The sequence below is a fragment of the Hyphomicrobium sp. genome, from assembly GCF_041659645.1.
Taxonomy (GTDB): domain Bacteria; phylum Pseudomonadota; class Alphaproteobacteria; order Rhizobiales; family Hyphomicrobiaceae; genus Hyphomicrobium_B.
Window position 1 is genome coordinate 681,838 of sequence record NZ_JBAZXX010000003.1, and the last position, 19,116, is coordinate 700,953.

The 19,116-nt window shown below is 61.4% G+C and carries 19 protein-coding genes; 6 read left to right on the plus strand and 13 right to left on the minus strand.

Annotated features, from left to right (window positions below):
* The first annotated feature begins 11 nt into the window (after positions 1-11).
* Positions 12-599: an SH3 domain-containing protein gene (locus WC811_RS13245; RefSeq protein ID WP_372645283.1), complete on the plus strand. Its 588-nt coding sequence runs from the start codon at positions 12-14 to the stop codon at positions 597-599.
* A 40-nt stretch (positions 600-639) separates the two neighbouring features.
* Here WC811_RS13245 and irrA read toward each other — a convergent pair whose 3' ends face one another.
* A complete protein-coding gene (irrA, locus tag WC811_RS13250) occupies positions 640-1,077 on the minus strand; it encodes an iron response transcriptional regulator IrrA (RefSeq protein WP_372645285.1) in 438 nt (145 codons plus the stop codon).
* A gap of 271 nt (positions 1,078-1,348) precedes the next feature.
* Between irrA and fabA the strand changes: the two genes are divergently transcribed.
* The 5 genes from fabA (at position 1,349) to WC811_RS13275 (ending at position 5,494) form a co-directional block, all read left to right on the plus strand.
* A complete protein-coding gene (gene fabA / locus WC811_RS13255; RefSeq protein ID WP_372645287.1) occupies positions 1,349-1,873 on the plus strand; it encodes a 3-hydroxyacyl-[acyl-carrier-protein] dehydratase FabA in 525 nt (174 codons plus the stop codon).
* Between the two features lie 67 nt (positions 1,874-1,940).
* Positions 1,941-3,173, plus strand: a complete 1,233-nt coding sequence (gene fabB / locus WC811_RS13260) for a beta-ketoacyl-ACP synthase I (protein ID WP_372645289.1) — start codon at positions 1,941-1,943, stop codon at positions 3,171-3,173.
* 133 nt (positions 3,174-3,306) lie between these two features.
* Entirely contained in the window at positions 3,307-4,179 is an 873-nt protein-coding gene (fabI, locus tag WC811_RS13265; protein WP_372645291.1) for an enoyl-ACP reductase FabI, read from the plus strand.
* A gap of 50 nt (positions 4,180-4,229) precedes the next feature.
* A complete protein-coding gene (locus WC811_RS13270; protein ID WP_372645295.1) occupies positions 4,230-5,075 on the plus strand; it encodes a glutamate racemase in 846 nt (281 codons plus the stop codon).
* Between the two features lie 143 nt (positions 5,076-5,218).
* Positions 5,219-5,494 carry a hypothetical protein gene (locus WC811_RS13275; RefSeq protein WP_372645297.1) on the plus strand — a complete coding sequence of 92 codons (276 nt, stop codon included), beginning with the start codon at positions 5,219-5,221 and terminating at the stop codon, positions 5,492-5,494.
* Positions 5,495-5,612: 118 nt separating this feature from the next.
* Here the strand turns inward: WC811_RS13275 and pnp are convergent, their stop codons facing one another.
* The 12 genes from pnp to WC811_RS13335 form a co-directional block, all read right to left on the minus strand.
* Positions 5,613-7,823: a polyribonucleotide nucleotidyltransferase gene (pnp, locus tag WC811_RS13280; protein WP_372645299.1), complete on the minus strand. Its 2,211-nt coding sequence runs from the start codon at positions 7,821-7,823 to the stop codon at positions 5,613-5,615.
* A 171-nt stretch (positions 7,824-7,994) separates the two neighbouring features.
* A complete protein-coding gene (gene rpsO / locus WC811_RS13285; protein ID WP_372645301.1) occupies positions 7,995-8,276 on the minus strand; it encodes a 30S ribosomal protein S15 in 282 nt (93 codons plus the stop codon).
* Between the two features lie 189 nt (positions 8,277-8,465).
* On the minus strand, positions 8,466-9,386 hold the full coding sequence (gene truB / locus WC811_RS13290; RefSeq protein ID WP_372645303.1) for a tRNA pseudouridine(55) synthase TruB: 921 nt from the start codon (positions 9,384-9,386) through the stop codon (positions 8,466-8,468).
* 1 nt (position 9,387) lies between these two features.
* Positions 9,388-9,741, minus strand: a complete 354-nt coding sequence (rbfA, locus tag WC811_RS13295) for a 30S ribosome-binding factor RbfA (RefSeq protein ID WP_372645782.1) — start codon at positions 9,739-9,741, stop codon at positions 9,388-9,390.
* A 63-nt stretch (positions 9,742-9,804) separates the two neighbouring features.
* A complete protein-coding gene (locus WC811_RS13300; protein ID WP_372645305.1) occupies positions 9,805-10,353 on the minus strand; it encodes a YcxB family protein in 549 nt (182 codons plus the stop codon).
* 136 nt (positions 10,354-10,489) lie between these two features.
* Complete coding sequence (gene infB, locus WC811_RS13305) at positions 10,490-13,294, minus strand: translation initiation factor IF-2 (RefSeq protein WP_372645307.1); 2,805 nt, start codon at positions 13,292-13,294, stop codon at positions 10,490-10,492.
* Between the two features lie 18 nt (positions 13,295-13,312).
* On the minus strand, positions 13,313-14,005 hold the full coding sequence (locus WC811_RS13310; protein WP_372645309.1) for an RNA-binding protein: 693 nt from the start codon (positions 14,003-14,005) through the stop codon (positions 13,313-13,315).
* Positions 14,006-14,038: 33 nt separating this feature from the next.
* Positions 14,039-15,679, minus strand: a complete 1,641-nt coding sequence (gene nusA, locus WC811_RS13315; protein ID WP_372645311.1) for a transcription termination factor NusA — start codon at positions 15,677-15,679, stop codon at positions 14,039-14,041.
* A 4-nt stretch (positions 15,680-15,683) separates the two neighbouring features.
* A complete protein-coding gene (gene rimP / locus WC811_RS13320; protein ID WP_372645313.1) occupies positions 15,684-16,322 on the minus strand; it encodes a ribosome maturation factor RimP in 639 nt (212 codons plus the stop codon).
* A gap of 126 nt (positions 16,323-16,448) precedes the next feature.
* Positions 16,449-17,111, minus strand: coding sequence for a tRNA (guanosine(46)-N7)-methyltransferase TrmB (gene trmB / locus WC811_RS13325; protein WP_372645317.1), 663 nt, complete (start codon positions 17,109-17,111; stop codon positions 16,449-16,451).
* 70 nt (positions 17,112-17,181) lie between these two features.
* Complete coding sequence (gene metK, locus WC811_RS13330; RefSeq protein ID WP_372645320.1) at positions 17,182-18,387, minus strand: methionine adenosyltransferase; 1,206 nt, start codon at positions 18,385-18,387, stop codon at positions 17,182-17,184.
* A gap of 212 nt (positions 18,388-18,599) precedes the next feature.
* Entirely contained in the window at positions 18,600-18,992 is a 393-nt protein-coding gene (locus tag WC811_RS13335; protein ID WP_372645322.1) for a helix-turn-helix domain-containing protein, read from the minus strand.
* Between the last annotated feature and the right edge of the window lie 124 nt (positions 18,993-19,116).

Sequence of the window (19,116 nt, forward strand, 5' to 3'; positions counted from 1 at the left end):
AGCTGTTCCAAATGACTGAATTCGCCACCACAAATCGGAAGCGCGCCAAGTTTGGGCTTGTGGGGCTGGGGCTCGCGGCCGCCTTAGGCCTCGCCGCCGTTGCGGTGTTCAGCGCCGGCGTCCCGGCGCTGGCCGACGATTCGCCGCCCATCGTCGGGAGCGGCTTGCCGGTGCCGCGATTCGTCAGCCTCAAGTCCGATCGGGTGAACCTCAGGAACGGCCCCGGCACCGATTATCCGACGGGTTGGGTGTATCGGCGCGCAGGATTGCCGGTCGAGGTCATCAAGGAATTCGAAACGTGGCGGCAGGTGCGCGATTCCGATGGCGCGACGGGCTGGGTTCTGCAGTCGCTGCTATCCGGGCGGCGGACGGGGCTGGTGCTGCCGTGGGAGCGGAAATCGGGGTCTACGCCGCCGCTCGTGCCGATCATGGCCAGCGACAGCGGGCGCTCGGGCGTTGTCGCTAATGTCGAAGCTGGAGTGATCGCTGATTTGCACTCATGTGACGGACGCTGGTGCCGCGTGACCGTCGACCAGTATAGCGGCTACGTGGAGCAGAAGAAGCTCTGGGGCGTCTACGAAGGCGAGACGTTCAAATAATACGGCGATCAAGCTTGATCGCTAGTTGGATATATTGCGCTCAAATCTTAGCGAGGCGCACGACGACATCGACGTGGGTGATCTTCATGCCTTCGGGTGGTTCGGGAAGGCCTTCGACCGAGATCGCGTCGCCGGAAATGTCCATCAGCTCGCCGTGCGGTTCGAGCAAAAAGTGATTGTGGTTCGAGGTGTTGGTGTCGAAGTAGGCCTTCGAGCCTTCGATCGCCAATTCGCGCAGCAGCCCGGCGCGTTTGAATTGGTGCAGCGTATTATAGACGGTTGCTAGCGAGACATGCTCTCCGAGGCCCGCGACCTCGGCATGAAGCTGCTCTGCGGTGACGTGGCGGTCGCCGCTTTCGAACAATAGCCGACCGAGCGTCATGCGCTGCCTGGTCGGGCGCAAACCCGACTTTCGGAGCAGCTCGGAGGTGGTCATCGGCGCTTCAATTTCCATCGCGATCGGGGATTTCTCGGACATTTCCGTTTGCAGAACCGTGTTGACGCCCCCACGTTGAACCGACGGCATTTTGCCTGCGACGCAACGTGCTTATCGGTGCGACTATAGTCTCTTGCTCGAAAACCCGCAACTTGCGTCGAAAACGAGCTTTAAGCCTGCGGGAGGCCCTGGTACACGCACCGGCTGGCCGTGCTAGGCGACGAGGCGGGCGTGTGTTAGGACGCGCTGATCTTGAGCGCCGGAGCTTCTTGTGAGGGAGCTCGCCTCCATCGGCCATGAAACGAGGGGATACATGGCGGAACGCCGTTCTAGCTACGAATTCGACGATCTACTTGCCTGCGGCCGCGGGGAGCTTTTCGGGCCGGGAAATGCCCAATTGCCGCTGCCTCCGATGCTTATGGTGGACCGAATTGCGCAGATTTCGGAAACCGGCGGCGCGCACGGCAAAGGACTGATCGTCGCCGAACTGAAGGTGGCTGGGAACGAGCGCCTCGATTGGCTGTTTGCCTGCCATTTCAAGGGCGATCCGGTGATGCCGGGCTGCCTTGGTCTCGATGCGCTGTGGCAGCTGACCGGTTTTTTTCTGGGCTGGCTTGGACTTACGGGGCAGGGCCGGGCATCGGGCGCGGGCGAAGTGAAGTTCATGCGTGAAGTGACGCCGGACGTAAAGCAGCTCGAATATGTCATAGACATCAAGCGGGTCATTGCCCGAAAGCTCAAGCTCGCCGAGGCGGACGGTGTCCTGAAAGCCGACGGCGAAGTGATATACACAGCCAAGGACCTGAGGGTCCTACTCAAGTCGAGCGAAGGTCCTTAAGCGTTTGCGCATAGGGCCCGCTGCCAAAGGCGGGTGGGCAGCAGGAACCGCGGGAGTGAAGGAGCGCATGCGGCGCGTAGTTGTGACTGGAATGGGCGTTGTTTCCTCGATCGGGAACAACACTCAGGAAGTTCTTGCTTCGCTGAGAGAAGCGAAGTCCGGCATTTCTCGTGCCGAGAGATATGCTGAGCTTGGATTCAAGTGCCAGGTCCATGGTGCTCCCGCTATCGACTGGGAGGTCATGGTGCCGCGCAAGCCAAAGCGGTTCATGGGCGCGGGCGTCGGCTGGAACTGGATTGCGATGGATCAGGCCATTCGCGATGCGGGCCTTGAGCCGTCGGACGTGGTGAATGAGCGCACCGGCGTGATTGTCGGCTCCGGAGGGCCGTCGACGCGGGCCATTGTGGATGCGGCGGAGACGACGCTCAGATCCGGCGGCCCGAAGAAGATCGGGCCGTTCGAGGTGCCGAAAGGTATGTGTTCGGGTCCATCGGCGGCGCTCGCGACCGCGTTCCAGATCAAGGGCGTGAACTATTCGATCGCGTCGGCTTGCGCCACGAGTTCTCATTGCATCGGCAATGCCGCCGAGATGATCCAATGGGGCAAGCAGGACGTGATGTTCGCTGGCGGCTGCGAGGAACTCGACTGGACGCTTTCAGACCTGTTCGACGCCATGGGCGCCATGTCGACGCACTTCAATGACACGCCCACACGGGCCAGCAGGCCGTTCGACAAGGACCGTGACGGGTTCGTCATCGCGGGCGGCGCCGGTGTCGTGGTGCTTGAAGAACTTGAGCATGCCAAGGCACGGGGTGCCAAGATTTATGGCGAGTTGAAGGGCTATGCCGCGACGTCGGACGGCTACGATATGGTCGCACCGTCGGGCGAAGGCGCGGAACGTTGCATGCGGCTGGCGCTCCAGGGCTTCGACGGCAACGGCTTGCCGGCCATCGACTACATCAATCCGCACGGGACGAGCACGCCGGTGGGCGATGCCAAGGAGATCGAGGCGATCCGCGCCGTCTTCGGGGACAAAATTCCGACGATCTCGGCTACCAAATCCTTAACCGGACACTCTCTTGGGGCCATCGGCGTCCAGGAAGCGATTTTCTCGCTTCTGATGATGAACAACGGCTTTATCTGCGAAAGCGCCAATATCGACGAACTTGACCCAGCCTTCGCGGATGTGCCAATCGCTCGCAGTCGTATCGACAACGCAAGCCTTAACTGTGTGATGTCGAACAGCTTCGGTTTCGGCGGCACCAATGCCACTCTCATCTTCTGCCGGCATGATGCCTGATTAACCGAAGCTTTCCTGGTCGCCGCTAGGAGTGCGTAGCGGCGGACGGTCGAGGGCTATGAGAGTATATAAACGCGGTGCTGGTTGGTTTGACGTACGCGGGCGTACATTTGGTGACAAAACGAGGCTTCCTATGACCGACTTCGATATCGCTAAGCCAGGTCCGATCATGGCCGGCAAGCGGGGCCTCGTTATGGGTGTCGCCAATGATCGCTCGATCGCGTGGGGCATTGCCCGCGTTCTTGCGGGACAGGGCGCCGAACTCGCATTCACGTATCAAGGCGGCGCATTTGGCCGCCGCGCCGCGCCGCTGGCGCAGTCGATCGGGTCGAAGATCATCGAGGAATGCAATGTTCTCGATATCGAAAGCGTCGACCGCGTTTTCGACCGCATCAAGAGCGAATGGGGCAGCATCGATTTCATCGTCCATGCGCTTGCCTATTCCGATCCGAAAGAGCTGGCCGGCCGCTACGCCGACACCACGCGCGAGAACTTCATCAATTCGATGGTGATCTCATGCTTCTCGTTCACCGAAATCGCGAAGCGGGCCGCAGCACTGATGCCGAACGGCGGTTCGCTCATCACGCTGTCTTATGGCGGCGCGACGCGCTGGGTTCCGTCCTACAACGTCATGGGCGTTGCGAAAGCCGCGCTCGAAGCCTCTGTGCGTTATCTCGCGGCCGATCTCGGCCCGCAGGGCATTCGCGTCAATGCGCTGTCGGCTGGACCGATGCGCACGCTTTCCGGCGCTGGTGTTTCGGATGCGCGCGTGATCTTCAATTTCCAGCGCGATAACTCGCCGCTGCAGCGGACGCCGACGCTCGACGATGTTGCGGGTTCGGCGCTTTATCTGCTCTCGCCGATGTCGGGAGCGGTGACGGGCGAAGTTCATTTCGTCGATTGCGGCTATAACACCGTGTCGATGCCGTCGCTCCAAAGCCTCAAGGAGCAGGACGCCGAGGCCAAGCCCGCGGCTAGCGCTTCGCCTTCCGCCGCGGCGGAGTAATGCGCGGAGCCTGTTGACGTCCACAATTGGGCGTCGCAAACACTCCGGGCATGATCGGGGTGTTTGATTCAGGGCTGGGCGGATTGACGGTGCTTCGCGCACTCGTCGAGCGATTCAAGACCGTCGATTTCGTCTATCTCGCCGATCACGCGCACGTTCCCTACGGCAATCAGCCTTCCGAAGACATCGTCGGTTACACGCGCGCGTGCGTCGAAGAGCTGTTTTCGCGCGGAGCGAAGCTGACGCTTCTCGGCTGCAATACGGCGACGGCGGTGGCGCTCCGGCGGCTGCAGCAGGACTGGCTGCCGCAAAGCCGCTGGGTCGCAGGTCACAACGTCCTCGGCATCGTCGCGCCGACGGTCGAGGGCGCGACGCAGACTCCGTGGGCGGTGACGTCGCCGCAATATCCGCAGAAATACAATACCGACACGATCGCCGTCTTCGGGACGACGCGGACGATCACGTCGGGCGTCTATCCGGAAGAGATCCGCAAGCGCTGTCCGAAGGTGACGGTGGTGCAGCAGATCTGCTCAGAGCTTGCGGGGGCGATCGAGAACAAGCGGCCGGAAGCCGAACTCGACGCGCTTGTTCGCGAGGGTGTCGAAGCCATGCTTGCGAACAACGGAGAGATGCCACCGCATCGCGCCATTCTCGGGTGTACGCATTTTCCTCTCGTCGAGCATCTGTTTCGGAAATATCTGCCGCCGTTCACGCGCATTCTTTCGCAGCCGGAGGTCGTCGCCGATAGCTTCGAGGATTATCTGGCGCGGCGATCGAATTATCTGAACCGCGATGAACGCGGAAAACTAACGCTGCTGACGACGGGCGACCCGGACGACGTGAGCGAAAAAGCCCGTGTGTTCTGGCCGGACGTACCGGCGTTTGCCAAGGCCTGACGCGCGGCTGCAACGCTCACGCATCATCGCGCGCTTTTTCCCATTGATCCGTTGGCGGATGAGACGCCCCGCTGTTAGCGTCGTGCTCGTGAGACGCTGGCAAGTCGGGGCGCGTGCCCCCAAGGGGACAGGAGAACTACCGGATGACAAGAAAGCTTTCGTTTGCCGCCGCAACACTTGCAGCGGGGCTGTTGTTGGCAAGCGCGTCGGGTATGGCGACGACGGCGGGCCCGCTCGGTGCCCTCAAAGGCGTCGGCGCCGCGCAATCCAATGTCGAGAAAACGCACGGCTGGCATCGGACCTGCCGCAGGGGGCTCAACGGTTATCATAAGCATGTGCCGGGCGTCGGCCGCGTGCAGTGCACGGCGCACAAGTGCTGGACGAACAGCTGGGGCGTCCGTCGCTGCCGGTGGTTCTGAACTCCCATCATCAGGCGATGGTCGGGATGACGGTGTGAGATGACGTGTCGATTGATCAAAAAAAGCCGCCGGATCGGGTGATCCGGCGGCTTTGCTATTTCAGCGCTGAGGCGGCGTCTTAGCTGCGTTCACGACGGGGACCGCCGCGACCGCGATCGCCACCGCGGCCACCTTCACGGCGGGGCGGACGGCTCTCGAAGACTTCTTCCGGCTCGCCTTCGGCGCGCGGGATTTCCAGACCGGTCGTCTGGTCGACGATCTTCATCGACAGACGGGTCTTGCCGCGATCATCGAAGCCGAGAAGTTTGACGTAAACTTCCTGGCCTTCCTTCACGACTTCGCCGACCGTTTCAGGACGGCCCTGTGAGAGCTGCGAAATGTGGACGAGGCCGTCCTTCGATCCGAAGAAGTTCACGAACGCGCCGAACTCCATGATCTTCACGACCTTGCCCTTGTAGATCAATCCGATCTCGGGTTCCGACGTGATGCCACGAATGCGTGCGAGCGCCTTGTCGATCGACTCGCGGTTGGCGGAGGCGATCTTCACGGTGCCGTCGTCTTCGATGTCGATCTTGGCGCCCGATTCCGCGACGATCTCGCGGATGACGGAACCGCCCGAACCGATGACTTCGCGAATCTTGTCGACCGGGATCTTGATCGTCTCGATGCGCGGAGCGTACTCGCCGAGTTCCTGACGGGCGCCGGTGAGCGCCTTCGACATTTCGCCGAGAATGTGCAGACGCCCGTCCTTAGCCTGGTCGAGCGCGATGCGCATGATCTCTTCGGTGATGCCGGTGATCTTGATGTCCATCTGCAGCGACGTGACACCCTTGTCGGTGCCTGCCACCTTGAAGTCCATGTCGCCGAGGTGATCTTCATCGCCCAAGATGTCGGAGAGAACGACGTAGTCGTCGCCTTCCTTGATCAGGCCCATCGCGATGCCGGCGACAGGTGACTTCAGCGGTACGCCGGCGTCCATCAGTGCGAGCGAGGTGCCGCAGACAGTTGCCATCGACGACGAACCGTTCGACTCGGTGATTTCCGAGACGACGCGGAGCGTATAGGGAAACTCTTCCTGCGACGGCAGCATCGGACGGATGGCGCGCCAAGCAAGCTTGCCGTGGCCGATTTCGCGGCGTCCGGGCGAACCCATGCGGCCAACTTCGCCGACCGAGTATGGCGGGAAGTTGTAATGCAGAAGGAAGCGCTCTTTCTTCGTGCCTTCGAGGCTGTCGATGTACTGCTCGTCTTCGCCGGTGCCGAGTGTCGCGACGACGAGGGCCTGCGTTTCACCGCGCGTGAATAGCGCAGAGCCGTGCGTGCGCGGCAGGACGTGAACTTCCGAGAGGATCGGGCGAACCGTCTTCAAATCGCGTCCGTCGATGCGCCGTTTCGTCTTCAAGACGTCGCCGCGCATGATGTCCATCTCGAGCCCCTTGAAGGCGTCGCCGAGAAGAACCTTTTCGTTCGGGTCGTCGGCCGGAATAGCGATACCCGCGCCGATTGCCTTCTTGGCCGCGGCAACGAGATCCTGGCGCTTGCCCTTTTCCTTGGTCGAGAAAGCTTCCTTGAGGGTGCTTTCGGCGATCTTCTTGACGTCGGCCGCGTACTTCGCCTTGTCGGGGATTTTGATGTCCCACGGCTCTTTCGCGGCCTTCTCGGCGAGCTTGATGATCGCCTGGATGACGGGCTGCATGTGCGTGTGGCCGAACATCACGGCTTCAAGCATCTGCGACTCGGGAAGCTCCTTGGCTTCCGATTCGACCATCATCACCGCATCGTTCGTGCCGGCGACGACGAGATCGAGGACGCTGTCCTTCATCTCATCGACCATCGGGTTCAAGACGAACTCGCCGTTGATGATGCCGACGCGTGCACCGGCGATCGGTCCGAGGAACGGCAGGCCCGAGAGCGTGAGAGCAGCCGACGCGGCCACCAAGCCCAAAATGTCGGGATCGTTTTCGAGGTCGTGCGACAGGACCGTTACGACAACCTGGGTTTCGTTCTTGAAGCCTTCGACGAAGAGCGGGCGGATCGGGCGATCGATCAGGCGCGACGTCAGCGTTTCCTTCTCGGTCGGGCGGCCTTCGCGCTTGAAGTAGCCGCCTGGGATCTTGCCGGCGGCGTAGGTGCGTTCCTGGTAGTTGACCGTGAGGGGGAAGAAATCGATGCCCGGCTTGGCGGAGCGTGCGCCGACGACGGTCGCAAGAACGGTCGTGTCGCCGTACTGCGCCATGACGGCAGCGTCTGCCTGGCGCGCATAATGGCCGGTTTCGAGTTTCAGCTTTCGGCCACCCCAGTCAATTTCGACGCGATGGATGTCAAACATGTTTGATCTTTCGCTTTTGCTTTTCTGTTCGGTCGGTCAGCTCATCGGCCTCATGCCGCATGAGCGCATATCGCGCCGGCACCGATCGTGGCGCCGACGTCTCGGTCGTTCATTGAGTCGTGCGACTGGCCATTGGGCCCGTCCTGTCTTGAGCGCTGAAACGAGCGCGCACTAGCGGCGGATGCCGTTCTTCTCGATGATTTTCTGGTAGCGAGCGTTGTCCTTGGCCTTGACGTAATCAAGGAGCTGGCGGCGCTGGCTGACCATCTTCAGAAGGCCGCGACGCGAGTGGTTGTCTTTCTTGTGCTCTTTGAAGTGATCGGTCAGCTCGTTGATGCGGTGCGTGAGCACGGCGATCTGAACTTCCGGCGATCCGGTGTCGTTGTCTTTGGTGGCGTTGTCTTTGATGACAGCCGTCTTGGCCTCACGGCGGTGAGGTGCGATCTGCGACATCTGTTGCTCCTTTCGAATTGGAGTTTGAAATGAAGCGGCCACGGCCGGGATGTCGTCCAGCGGGGTCGCAAACGAAAGCCGCGCGGGAACGAGGCCCGCGCGGGTGGGGTACTTATACACGAACTCCCGCCAAACGCGAGGCGGATTTCCCGTGAAATTTCGTCATTTTCTTCAATGCATTAAGCAAATTCAGCCCAGATTGAAGACCCGCGTCGGGTGCAGTGCGCCCTTGGCCAATTCTCCGAGTGCGATCAGGCGACCCTTGGACGTCGCATAGGCGGGGCCGGTCAAAATCGGGGCATCGCGGCCACGAATGAGGACAGTCTGCCCGCGCGCGAGCGTTGCGGCGTCAGTTTGCGAGACCAGAAGCTCCGGGAGGTCGACGAGTGCGGATTCGACCGGCAGGAGCAATTTGGTGATTTCGTCGGGATCTTCCGATTGCGCGGCGGCAAGCAGCGTTTCCATGCTGACCGCACGGGCTTCGTCGAACGGTCCGACTTCGGTCCGGCGTAGGGCGATGACGTGGCCGTAGCACCCCATCAGGCGGCCCATATCGCGCGCCAGAGCCCGCACATAGGTGCCCTTGCCGCAACGAGCTTCGAACACGCTTGTTGCTTCGTCGGGCATGTCAACGAGAGCCAGCTTTTCGATGAAAACCGGCCGTGGCTCAATCACAACGGTCTCGCCTCCGCGAGCAAGGTCATAGGCGCGTTCGCCATCGATCTTGATTGCGGAATAGGCTGGCGGCGCCTGCATGATCTCGCCGTGGAAGCGCGGCAACAGCGCTTCGATGTCGGCTTGCCCGGGACGCTTATCGCTGGTTTTCGCGACGTCGCCTTCGGTGTCGTCCGTCTCCGTTTCGGCGCCCCAACGGACGGTGAAGCGATAAGCTTTCTCGCCGTCGACCGCGAACGAAACGGTTTTCGTCGCTTCGCCGAGCGCGATCGGCAGGATGCCGGTTGCGAGTGGGTCGAGCGTGCCGGAGTGTCCGGCTTTTTGCGCGTTAAACGCGCGCCGCACCGCGCCGACGGCTTGCGTCGATGTGATGTTGATCGGCTTATCGAGAACGAGCCAGCCGTGAACGGCGTTGCCTTTTTTGCGTCGTGCCATGTTATTTTTTCTGTGTGTCCTGACGTACTCTATCGCTGTCCAGAAGACGGTCGATACGGGTCGCTTCCTCGAACGTCGCGTCTTCCTTGAAGCGAAGATCTGGGGCGTAGCGAAGGTTCAGCGTGTGCGCAACTTCGGTGCGGATGTATTTCTTGTTTCGCGTCAGCGCCTCGATGACAGGCTTCAGGTCGTCGCCGCCGAGCGGCATGACGTAGACCGTCGCGAGCTTGAGGTCCGGCGAGAGCCGCACTTCGGGAATCGTGACGACGTGCGCCGCTAAAACATCATCGTGAATCTCTCCGCGCGCGAGCAATTCCGAAAGTTTGTGCCTGATGAGTTCGCCAATTCGCAGCATGCGTTGCGATGGCGCTTTCGCGGATATTGTCTTTGATTTCGATCGCACGGCTAAAATCCTCGTTCACACATCGCCGTCGGCCCGCAGCGACAGCGTTTCTGATAAATCGGCGAAGGCGCGCATGTCATCCATCGAGTGAAACGCCCGCAGCGGTACGATGACCGCGTTTCGTGGCGTCAAACACAAGAATACGTGGCGCGGGGTTTCAATGACGCGGGCGATGTTGCTCCATTCGACAGTTCTCGGCGGGCGGCCATCTCTGACGCTGAAATCGGCCTCCGACACGTCGATTTCGGTTTCACTGGGCGGAAGTTCGGCGCGGGAGACGCGCCAGTAGGCGAGCAGCGTCAACGCAAGCGTTACGATGCCATAGGCGAGCGCTGCCGCGATGATGACCGAGATGATTTCGTAATATGCTGTGAGCGTCTCCGGCGTCACCTCGCGGACTTGGTCTTCGAACATCGCGAGGATCATTCCCGTTACGAAGAACGTAGCGAGGAAAGCGAGCGTACCGGATCGGGAGAATTCGCGTGGGAGATGCTCGAACGCTGCGATGTCATCGCGCGTCAGGTTAAACGAGAGCTTCAGTGGCAGCCTGGTCGTTGCGTTCATTCTGTTCCGACCGCCGCGGGATGGGACCGCGCGAGGCCTCTTCAATTCGAGTTTGATAACGCATTCGCCTCAGCACGCGGCTGAAGCAAAGAAAGAACCGCGCGGAGCCAATCCGCGCGGAACCATCAGTGAGGTCTTAGAGGCTTCTCGCAATCGTCTCGACCTGGAAGCATTCGATCTGGTCGCCTTCGCGAATGTCCTGGTAGTTCGCGAAGGACATGCCGCATTCCTGACCCGAGACGACTTCCTTGACGTCATCCTTGAAGCGCTTGAGGATCGCAAGCGTGCCTTCGTGAATGACGACGTTGTCGCGCAACAGGCGGACCTTGGCGCCGCGTTCGACCTTGCCTTCGGTGACGACGCAACCGGCGACCTTGCCAGCCTTCGTGATGGTGAAGACCTGCTTGATCGTGGCGTAGCCGAGGAAGATTTCGCGCTTCGTCGGCGCGAGAAGGCCCGACATCGCCGCTTTCACTTCATCCACGAGATCGTAGATGATGTTGTAATAGCGGATCTCGACGCCCTGGACTTCAGCGGCCTGCTTCGCCTGCGCGTTGGCACGGACGTTGAAGCCGATGACGACGGCCTTGGCGGCGGCGGCGAGCGCAATATCGGACTCGGTGATGCCACCGACGCCGGAATGCACGAGGCGGGCTTCAACCTCGTCGTTGCCGACTTTCTTCAAAGCTCCGACGATCGCTTCAAGCGAACCCTGCACGTCGCCCTTGACGACGAGCGGGAATTCCTTGCGGCCAGCGTCCTTGAGCTGCTGCATCATCTGCTCGAGCGTGCTCTTCGTTCCTGCCGATCCAAGCGTCTCGCGGCGCTTTCTGACGCGATAATCCGTGATTTCGCGGGCACGAGCATCGTTCTCGACGACGGCGAATTGGTCGCCGGCTTCGGGGGCCGAGTCGAAGCCGAGAACTTCGGCCGGAACCGAGGGACCGGCCGCCGGAATGTTCGCGCCACGATCGTCAAGCAGCGCTCTGACGCGTCCCCAGGCCATGCCGGCAACGATGATGTCGCCGACTTTCAGCGTTCCGCGCTGAACGAGCACGGTGCCGACCGGACCGCGGCCACGCTCAAGCTTCGCTTCGATGACGACGCCGTCAGCGGTGCGGTTGGTGTTGGCCTTGAGGTCGAGGATTTCGGCCTGCAAGTGGATCGCTTCCAAGAGCTTATCGAGGTTGGTGCGCTTCAACGCCGATACCGACACTTCGAGCGTATCGCCGCCCATGCTCTCGACGACGATCTCGTGCGAGAGGAGTTCGGTACGGACGCGGTTGGGATCAGCTTGCGGCTTGTCGATCTTGTTGATCGCAACGATGATCGGCACTCCAGCGGCCTTGGCGTGATTGATCGCCTCGACCGTCTGCGGCATGACACCGTCGTCGGCTGCAACGACGAGAATGACAATGTCCGTCACCTTGGCGCCGCGGGCGCGCATGGCCGTGAAGGCTTCGTGGCCGGGCGTATCGATGAACGTGATCTTGCTGCCGTCGGGAGCGGTTACCTGATAGGCGCCGATGTGCTGCGTGATGCCGCCGGCTTCGCCGGAGACGACGTTCGCCGAACGAATGGCATCGAGCAACGACGTCTTGCCGTGGTCGACGTGGCCCATGATCGTGACGACGGGCGCGCGCGATTCCAGAGTGGCGTCTTCGGCATCCTTGTCGCCGACGAACCCGATTTCGACGTCGGCTTCCGACACGCGCTTCGAGACATGGCCGAATTCCTGGACGATGAGCTCGGCCGTATCGGCATCGAGAACATCGGTGATTTTGTGCATCGCGCCTTGCTGCATCAGGTACTTGATGAGGTCGACGGCCCGCTCGGCCATACGGTTCGAGAGTTCCTGAATCGTGATGGCTTCAGGAATGGTCACTTCGCGAGCGATCTTTTCACGCGGCTGCTGAATGCCCATGGCCTTCAGCTTTTCCTTCTCGCGCTTGCGCTTCAGAGAAGCGAGCGAGCGGACCTGGGCTTCGCGATCGAAGTTCGTGATCGTCAGCTTCTGGCGCTGGCGGCCATCGTCGTTGGCCTTGACGGCCGGGCGCGCCACCTTGACGCCGCCGGGTCCGCGCTTGCGGGCATCGTCTTCTTCGACCTGCACGCGGGCGACAATCGGGCGCACGGGACGTGAGGGCTTTTCGATCGTCGAAGCGTCGGGCGCGGTCGGCGATGCGCCGCGCCGGGCGGGAATAGGAAGCTCGATCTCGCGCGGACGTCCGGCTTCACGCGGCATAAATGCCGTGTTTCCAGACGGGCGCGGGGCTCTGTTGAATTGCGGACGGGCGCCGTCACCACGCGGAGCCGGGGCTTGACCGGAATCGCGTCCTGAATCGCGGCGGGCATCACGCGGCGGGCCGTTGTCGCGCCCAGCAGGCCGGTATGCCGGAGAGCTGGCGGGACGTGCGGCGGCAGGCGGCGGAGTCGAGGTTTCGGCCGGAGCACGAATTGGTGCGGCGGGCGCTACAGCGGGCGCTGCTGCGGCAACAGTTACTGCGGGTTCGCTGTGCGCAGGTTGTGGCTCGGGCGGGCGAGCGACCGGTTCAAAGCGAACCTGCTCGACCACTTCGGGAACACGGTTGGCATCTTCAGCGCGCGCGGCGGCAAGCGCGCGATCACGAGCGGCGCGCTCTTCGTTCGAGAGGACGCGGCCCGGCGTGCGATCGGCGGACGAATGATGAGATGGCGGCGGCGGCGGAATGCGCGTCGACTGCTGAGTTTTCTCGATCGTCACCGTGGCGGCGACAGGAGGGGCTGCTTCGCCTTCCGGACCAAGCTTACGAGTCTTTTTCTTTTCGACGACAACAGACTTGGAACGCCCATGGCTGAAGTTCTGCCGCACGTGGCCAGACTCGACCGTTCGCTGCAGCGATAGTGGCTTTCGCGCTCCGACCCGGATGGTCTTATCGGTCTGGTCGTTCGAATCCGTCATGCGTTATCCGTTCAGCCTTCAGCTAGAAAATTCAGAAAATTCGTTCGCCGCCCCGGGGGCGGCTTCAATCATGGAGTGCCGGTAGCGCGCAAGCCGCTCCGCTTCCTCCAGAAACCGATCCGACAGTCCTCCGGGTGTAAGCGCAGCATGTACCACACTTCCGCGCCCAATGGCCAAGCTCATTTGCGCGATCGTCAGAACATTGACGATGGCGGCGGGCTTGCCCCGATCGGCCTGAATTGCCTTGTATTTTCGATCAATTTTCGAACGACCGTCGACGGCCGCATCGGCGCCATGCAGCACGGCGCGAACCGGCCCTTTCTCAAGAGCCGCGAAAACCTTCTCGAAACCGGCCACCGCCAGTCCCGCCTTGTTGGCCAGGGAAAATGCTCCGGTCACACGCTTAACGATAAGACCATCAACCCGATCGGCAAGGTCTGCCGGGGCTTCGGCCTTCATCTTGAGACTTTTTGAAAAGGCCTGCGTTGCGACGGCCTTTTCCACTAACTTCCTGTCGCAGCCAACCCAAACGCCGCGTCCGGGCAGACGCCGGTCGAGGTCGGGGACGATGATACCGTCAGGCGACAGGACGAACCGGATCAGCTCTCGCGCGTCACGGTTTTCCCGCGTGACGGCGCACAAGCGCTCGGGGCCGACGCCGGAAGTCACTTCCGGTTCGTCCTGCATGAGCCGATCTTGCCGCTTTGCCATCACGCGTGTTTGTCGCCTTTCCGGTCATCACCGTCAGCCTTCGGCGCCGACGCCACCGGCGTCAGCATCGACTGCTTCAGGTTCGCCCTCGGCGGGCTTTTCGAGGTCTTCCGCCTTGATCCAGCCAAGTTGGACGCGGGCCGCCATGATCATGTTCTCGGCATCGGTGCGCGAAAGCTCGAAGCCGTCGAGATAGCCCTTGTGACGGACAGCCTCGGAATCCTTCTCTTTTTTGCGCTCGGTCCAGCCGACGAGTTCGTCGGTGGCGCAGTCAGCAAAATCTTCTACGGTTTTGACACCGTTCTCGCCGAGCGCGACCATCATCGCGGTGGTGATGCCGGGGATCTCAGCCATTTCGTCGGCAACGCCGAGTTCGCGGCGCTTGGTGTCGCGTTCCGTCTCTTGCTGCTCAAGATGTTCGCGGGCACGGCTCTGGATCTGTTCGGCCGTGTCCTCGTCGAAACCTTCGATGTGGGCGATTTCCGCGAGATCGACGTACGCGACTTCTTCGACGGTTGCGAAGCCTTCGGTGACGAGAAGCTGGGCGATAACCTCGTCGACGTCGAGCGAATCCATGAGCAACTGCGTGCGCTCGGCGAATTCCTTCTGGCGGCGCTCGCTTTCTTCCTGCTCAGTCAAAATATCGATATCCCATCCGGTCAATTGCGATGCGAGGCGCACGTTCTGGCCGCGGCGGCCGATGGCAAGCGAGAGCTGCGCTTCCGGAACGACGACCTCGATGCGGTTTGAATCTTCGTCGAGCACGACTTTCGTGACTTCGGCGGGCGCCAGAGCGTTGACGATGAAGCTCGCGGCATCCGGGTTCCACTGGATGATGTCGACCTTCTCGCCCTGCAGTTCGTTGACGACGGCCTGGACGCGCGCGCCTCGCATACCGACACAGGCGCCGACCGGATCGATCGAGGAATCTTTCGAGATAACGGCGATTTTCGCGCGGCTGCCGGGATCGCGAGCGACCGACTTGATTTCGACGACGCCGTCGTAGATCTCAGGAACTTCGGCGCGGAACAGCATCGACATGAATTCCGGGCGCGCACGCGTCAGAAAAATCTGCGGACCGCGTTGCTCGCGGCGAACTTCGTAGATGTAGGCGCGGATGCGGTCGCCCAAGCGGACGTTCTCACGCGGGATCATCTCGTCGCGGCGAATGATGCCTTCGGCGCGGCCAAGATCGACGATGACGTTGCCGTATTCGACGCGCTTCACGGTGCCGTTGATAACGTCGCTGGTGCGGTCCTTGTACTCGGCGAACTGGCGGTCACGCTCAGCCTCGCGCACCTTCTGCACGATGACTTGCTTGGCGTTCTGCGCGGCGACGCGGCCGAATTCGAGGGGGGGAAGTGTCTCGGCGATCATGTCGCCGGCTTTCGCATCCGGGTTGCGCTTCTTGGCGTCCGCGACGTTGATCTGCGTGGCGTCGCTTTCGACCTGTTCGACGACGGCGAGCACGCGCGTCAGCTTAGCCTCGCCCGTTTTGGGATCGATTTCGCAGCGGATGTCGTTTTCCGCTCCATAGCGCGACTTCGCAGCCTTCTGGATCGCATCTTCCATCGCCTCGATGACGATCTTTTTGTCGATCGTCTTTTCGCGGGCGACGGCGTCTGCGATTTGCAGAAGCTCAAGCCGGTTGGCACTGATGCCTGCCATGGCCATGTGATCAATCCTCCAGATCGTCTTCGTCGAGTTCGGCGCCGTCGCCGGGCCGGGTGGAATGGCGCTCTTTGGCGCGTTGAAGTGCTTCGCGAACGAGTTCGTCCGTCAGTACGAGCTTGGCGTCCGAAACCAGGTTGACGGGAAGCCCCAAGTGCTGAATGCCGTGTTCGCCGGTGTCGGCCTTGATGCGTACTTCGCCGTCCTCGAAGCCTTCGAGAATGCCTTTGAAGCGTTTGCGCCCGTCGATCGCTTCGCTCAGCTCGATCTTGGCTTCGTGGCCGGCCCAGTCTTCGAAGTCGCTTGGGCGAACGAGCGGGCGATCGATGCCGGGCGAGGAAATTTCAAGACGGTAAGCGCCGGAAATCGGGTTCGCGACATCAAGAACCGGCGAGATGCCTTTCGAGATCGCTTCGCAATCGTCGACCGTGATCGATCCGTCGGGGCGTTCCGTCATCAACTGCACGCTGCGGTCGCGGCCTTCGCCCTGGATTTTCACCCGCACCAAGCGAAACCCCAAGTCGACGAGAACCGGCTCGACAATTGCGGCGATTTCAGCTGCAACGCCGGTCTCGCGCAAAAAGCGCGTCGTGTCGGCGCTCTCAGTCGCGGTGGAAGCCGTGTCGTTGGCGGTCGTTTCTTGCAAAGGCGTTTCCGAGCTTAAAGTCCGTCCGGAGCGGGCCTTGCGGTCCACTCTCCAATCCGTCCGTCGTGTTATTGGAATAGCAGCTAAATAGGCGAGTTTCGCCGGTTGCGCAAGGCTCGAGGATGATCAAGCGCGCAGAAATCTCAAATAATAGCGTTTACGACCTTCGCGTACGGCCTTCGCCTCGTAGCGCGTCTCCGGCCAATCGGATGGACGGATGCGCCAGTCGTCGGGGCTGGCCGCCTGCCAAATAAAGCGCGGCTCCAGCGCAAAAGCTTCAAGCATTGAGCGGGCATAATCGCCGATATCGGTGCCGATCCGAAGCTCGGCGCCGGGCCGCATGACGTTGGCCAGAAGTATCAGCAACGACGAATTAACGAGGCGGCGTTTGCGATGTTTCCGCTTCGGCCAGGGATCGGGAAACAGGATGAAGGCGCGATTAAAGGAATTTGGCGCCGCCGACCGGAGGATCTCACGGACATCGCCCATATGCAGGCGGATGTTCTTCAGGTCTTCGGTCGTTATGGCGGTCAAGACCTTGATGACACCGTCTTCGAAGGGCTCGCAGCCGATCAGTGCGACGTCGGGATTGTGGCGTGCCTGCCAGAGCAAATGCTCGCCGCCGCCAAAACCGATTTCGAGCCAAGTCTGTTTGAAACCCTCAGGCGGCGTTGCGGGATCGAACGTGAGACGGGGCAGATCATCGCGAAGGAGCGCGGATTGTCGAGGGCTCGGCTTGCGGCCTCGCCGCCGTCCGAATGATCTCAGCTCGTGTTCGCCGTCGGACATTAATGCGCTTCATCAAAAGAAAACGGCCGCTGTCGCGGCCGCTTTATAGGCCAGTGATCGCGGGAAGCCGTTAGGAAATGGCTTTAGCGATCTTGGAGGCGAGGTCGGTCCGTTCCCATGAAAAGCCGCCGTCTGCCTCTGCCGGGCGACCGAAGTGGCCATAGGCTGACGTGCGCGAATAGATCGGCTTGTTGAGGTCGAGCTGATTGCGGATGCCGCGCGGCGTCAGATCCATGACCTCGCCGAGAGCCTTCTCGATGACGGCTTCGTCGACTTTGCCGGTGCCGTAGGTGTCGACGTAGATCGACAGCGGCTTGGCGACGCCAATGGCATATGAAAGCTGGATCGTGCAGCGGTCGGCGATGCCAGAGGCAACGACGTTTTTCGCCAGATAGCGAGCGGCATAGGCTGCCGAGCGGTCAACCTTCGTCGGGTCTTTGCCGGAGAATGCGCCGCCGCCGTGGGGTGCCGCTCCGCCGTAGGTGTCGACGATGATCTTGCGGCCGGTAAGGCCGGTGTCGCCATCGGGGCCGCCGATGAAGAACTTGCCCGTCGGGTTGATGTGCCAGATGACGTCCTTGTCGATCCAACCTTCGGGAAGCGCCTTGCGCACGTAGGGCTCAATGATGTCGCGAACCTGTCGCGAACTCAAATCTTCTACGATATGCTGGTGGGAAACGACGATCTGTGTGACGCCGACGGGTTTTCCGTCTTCGTAGCGGACCGTGACCTGGCTCTTGGCGTCGGGGCCGAGCATCGCGGCGTCGCCGACTTTGCCTTTGCGGGCGGCGGCAAGATCGAACAGGATTTTGTGAGCGTAGTAGATCGGGGCCGGCATCAATTCCGGCGTTTCGTTGCAGGCGTAACCGAACATGATGCCCTGGTCGCCCGCACCTTCTTCCTGGTTCGTCGGCTGCAAGGCGTCGACACCGGCCGCGATGTCCGCCGACTGCGAGTGCAACAAAACTTCGATGTTGCAGTTGGCCCAGTGGAAGCCGTCCTGCTCGTAGCCGATGTCCTTGATGGCTTTGCGCGTCAGGTCTTCAATCGCGGCGACGGTGACGCTCTTGGGGCCACGCGATTCACCCGCGATGATAACGCGATTGGTCGTCGCCAGCGTTTCGCAGGCGGCGCGGATGCTCCACGGATCGATGCCTTCCTTAGCGCCTTCGCGATAGAACGCGTCGACGACCTCATCGGAAATGCGATCGCAGACTTTGTCGGGATGGCCTTCGGAGACGGATTCACTCGTGAATAGGAAGGACTTGCGCGCCACTTTGGCCCCCATGGTGAGAAATTTAGTCCGGTAATTGCTGCTTTAGCTCAATGCGGACTTCGACAATTCCGGTCGGTGAAAAGCGCCGGTTTGTCGCAATCTTGTTGGATTCGGTCAAGCGACGGCGTGCTTGCGCGGACGAAACAGCCCGCGACCTAGCGCCCCTTTCCGCTAAATTCGCCAAAACCGGCGCTGTCACAAAATTGATAGATTCAGCTCTCTTCGCCGGCGAGAGCGCGTACGAGATCGACGATCGAACGGCGGACCTTGGGATCGCTGACGCGGGCAAAAGCCTTGTTCAACTCAAGGCCTTCGCGGGTGCTGAGAAAATCGACGACATAGCTTTCGTCGGGCTGCTCGGCGAAGCCGGGGATGGTGGCGCCGGCACTTTGGGCGCCCGACGGCGCTTCGTCATAAAAGAACTGGACGGGAACGCCGAGGACCCTCGCGAGGTCGAAGAGGCGGCTGGCGCCGATGCGGTTGACGCCCTTCTCGTATTTCTGAACCTGCTGGAACGTCAGCCCCAGGTGCTCGCCGAGCTTTTCCTGGCTCATGCCCAGGAGCATGCGTCGCAGCCTTACGCGCGAGCCGACATGAACATCCATGGGGTTGGCGCGGCGAGATCCCTTCGGAGACTCTTCGCTCTGGTCTTCTCGGATAGATATTTGGTCCACCATCACTCGTACAGCCAGCAGTTCCATAGATAAAGGGTCTGCACTTCGTAGGTGC

What these genes read in the sequence shown, in the direction of transcription:
- WC811_RS13245 (WP_372645283.1), top strand. Translation starts at nt 12, where the DNA reads ATGACTGAATTCGCCACCACAAATCGGAAGCGCGCCAAGTTTGGGCTT.
- irrA (WP_372645285.1), bottom strand. Translation starts at nt 1,077, where the DNA reads ATGTCCGAGAAATCCCCGATCGCGATGGAAATTGAAGCGCCGATGACC.
- fabA (WP_372645287.1), top strand. Translation starts at nt 1,349, where the DNA reads ATGGCGGAACGCCGTTCTAGCTACGAATTCGACGATCTACTTGCCTGC.
- fabB (WP_372645289.1), top strand. Translation starts at nt 1,941, where the DNA reads ATGCGGCGCGTAGTTGTGACTGGAATGGGCGTTGTTTCCTCGATCGGG.
- fabI (WP_372645291.1), top strand. Translation starts at nt 3,307, where the DNA reads ATGACCGACTTCGATATCGCTAAGCCAGGTCCGATCATGGCCGGCAAG.
- WC811_RS13270 (WP_372645295.1), top strand. Translation starts at nt 4,230, where the DNA reads ATGATCGGGGTGTTTGATTCAGGGCTGGGCGGATTGACGGTGCTTCGC.
- WC811_RS13275 (WP_372645297.1), top strand. Translation starts at nt 5,219, where the DNA reads ATGACAAGAAAGCTTTCGTTTGCCGCCGCAACACTTGCAGCGGGGCTG.
- pnp (WP_372645299.1), bottom strand. Translation starts at nt 7,823, where the DNA reads ATGTTTGACATCCATCGCGTCGAAATTGACTGGGGTGGCCGAAAGCTG.
- rpsO (WP_372645301.1), bottom strand. Translation starts at nt 8,276, where the DNA reads ATGTCGCAGATCGCACCTCACCGCCGTGAGGCCAAGACGGCTGTCATC.
- truB (WP_372645303.1), bottom strand. Translation starts at nt 9,386, where the DNA reads ATGGCACGACGCAAAAAAGGCAACGCCGTTCACGGCTGGCTCGTTCTC.
- rbfA (WP_372645782.1), bottom strand. Translation starts at nt 9,741, where the DNA reads ATGCTGCGAATTGGCGAACTCATCAGGCACAAACTTTCGGAATTGCTC.
- WC811_RS13300 (WP_372645305.1), bottom strand. Translation starts at nt 10,353, where the DNA reads ATGAACGCAACGACCAGGCTGCCACTGAAGCTCTCGTTTAACCTGACG.
- infB (WP_372645307.1), bottom strand. Translation starts at nt 13,294, where the DNA reads ATGACGGATTCGAACGACCAGACCGATAAGACCATCCGGGTCGGAGCG.
- WC811_RS13310 (WP_372645309.1), bottom strand. Translation starts at nt 14,005, where the DNA reads ATGGCAAAGCGGCAAGATCGGCTCATGCAGGACGAACCGGAAGTGACT.
- nusA (WP_372645311.1), bottom strand. Translation starts at nt 15,679, where the DNA reads ATGGCCATGGCAGGCATCAGTGCCAACCGGCTTGAGCTTCTGCAAATC.
- trmB (WP_372645317.1), bottom strand. Translation starts at nt 17,111, where the DNA reads ATGTCCGACGGCGAACACGAGCTGAGATCATTCGGACGGCGGCGAGGC.
- WC811_RS13335 (WP_372645322.1), bottom strand. Translation starts at nt 18,992, where the DNA reads ATGGATGTTCATGTCGGCTCGCGCGTAAGGCTGCGACGCATGCTCCTG.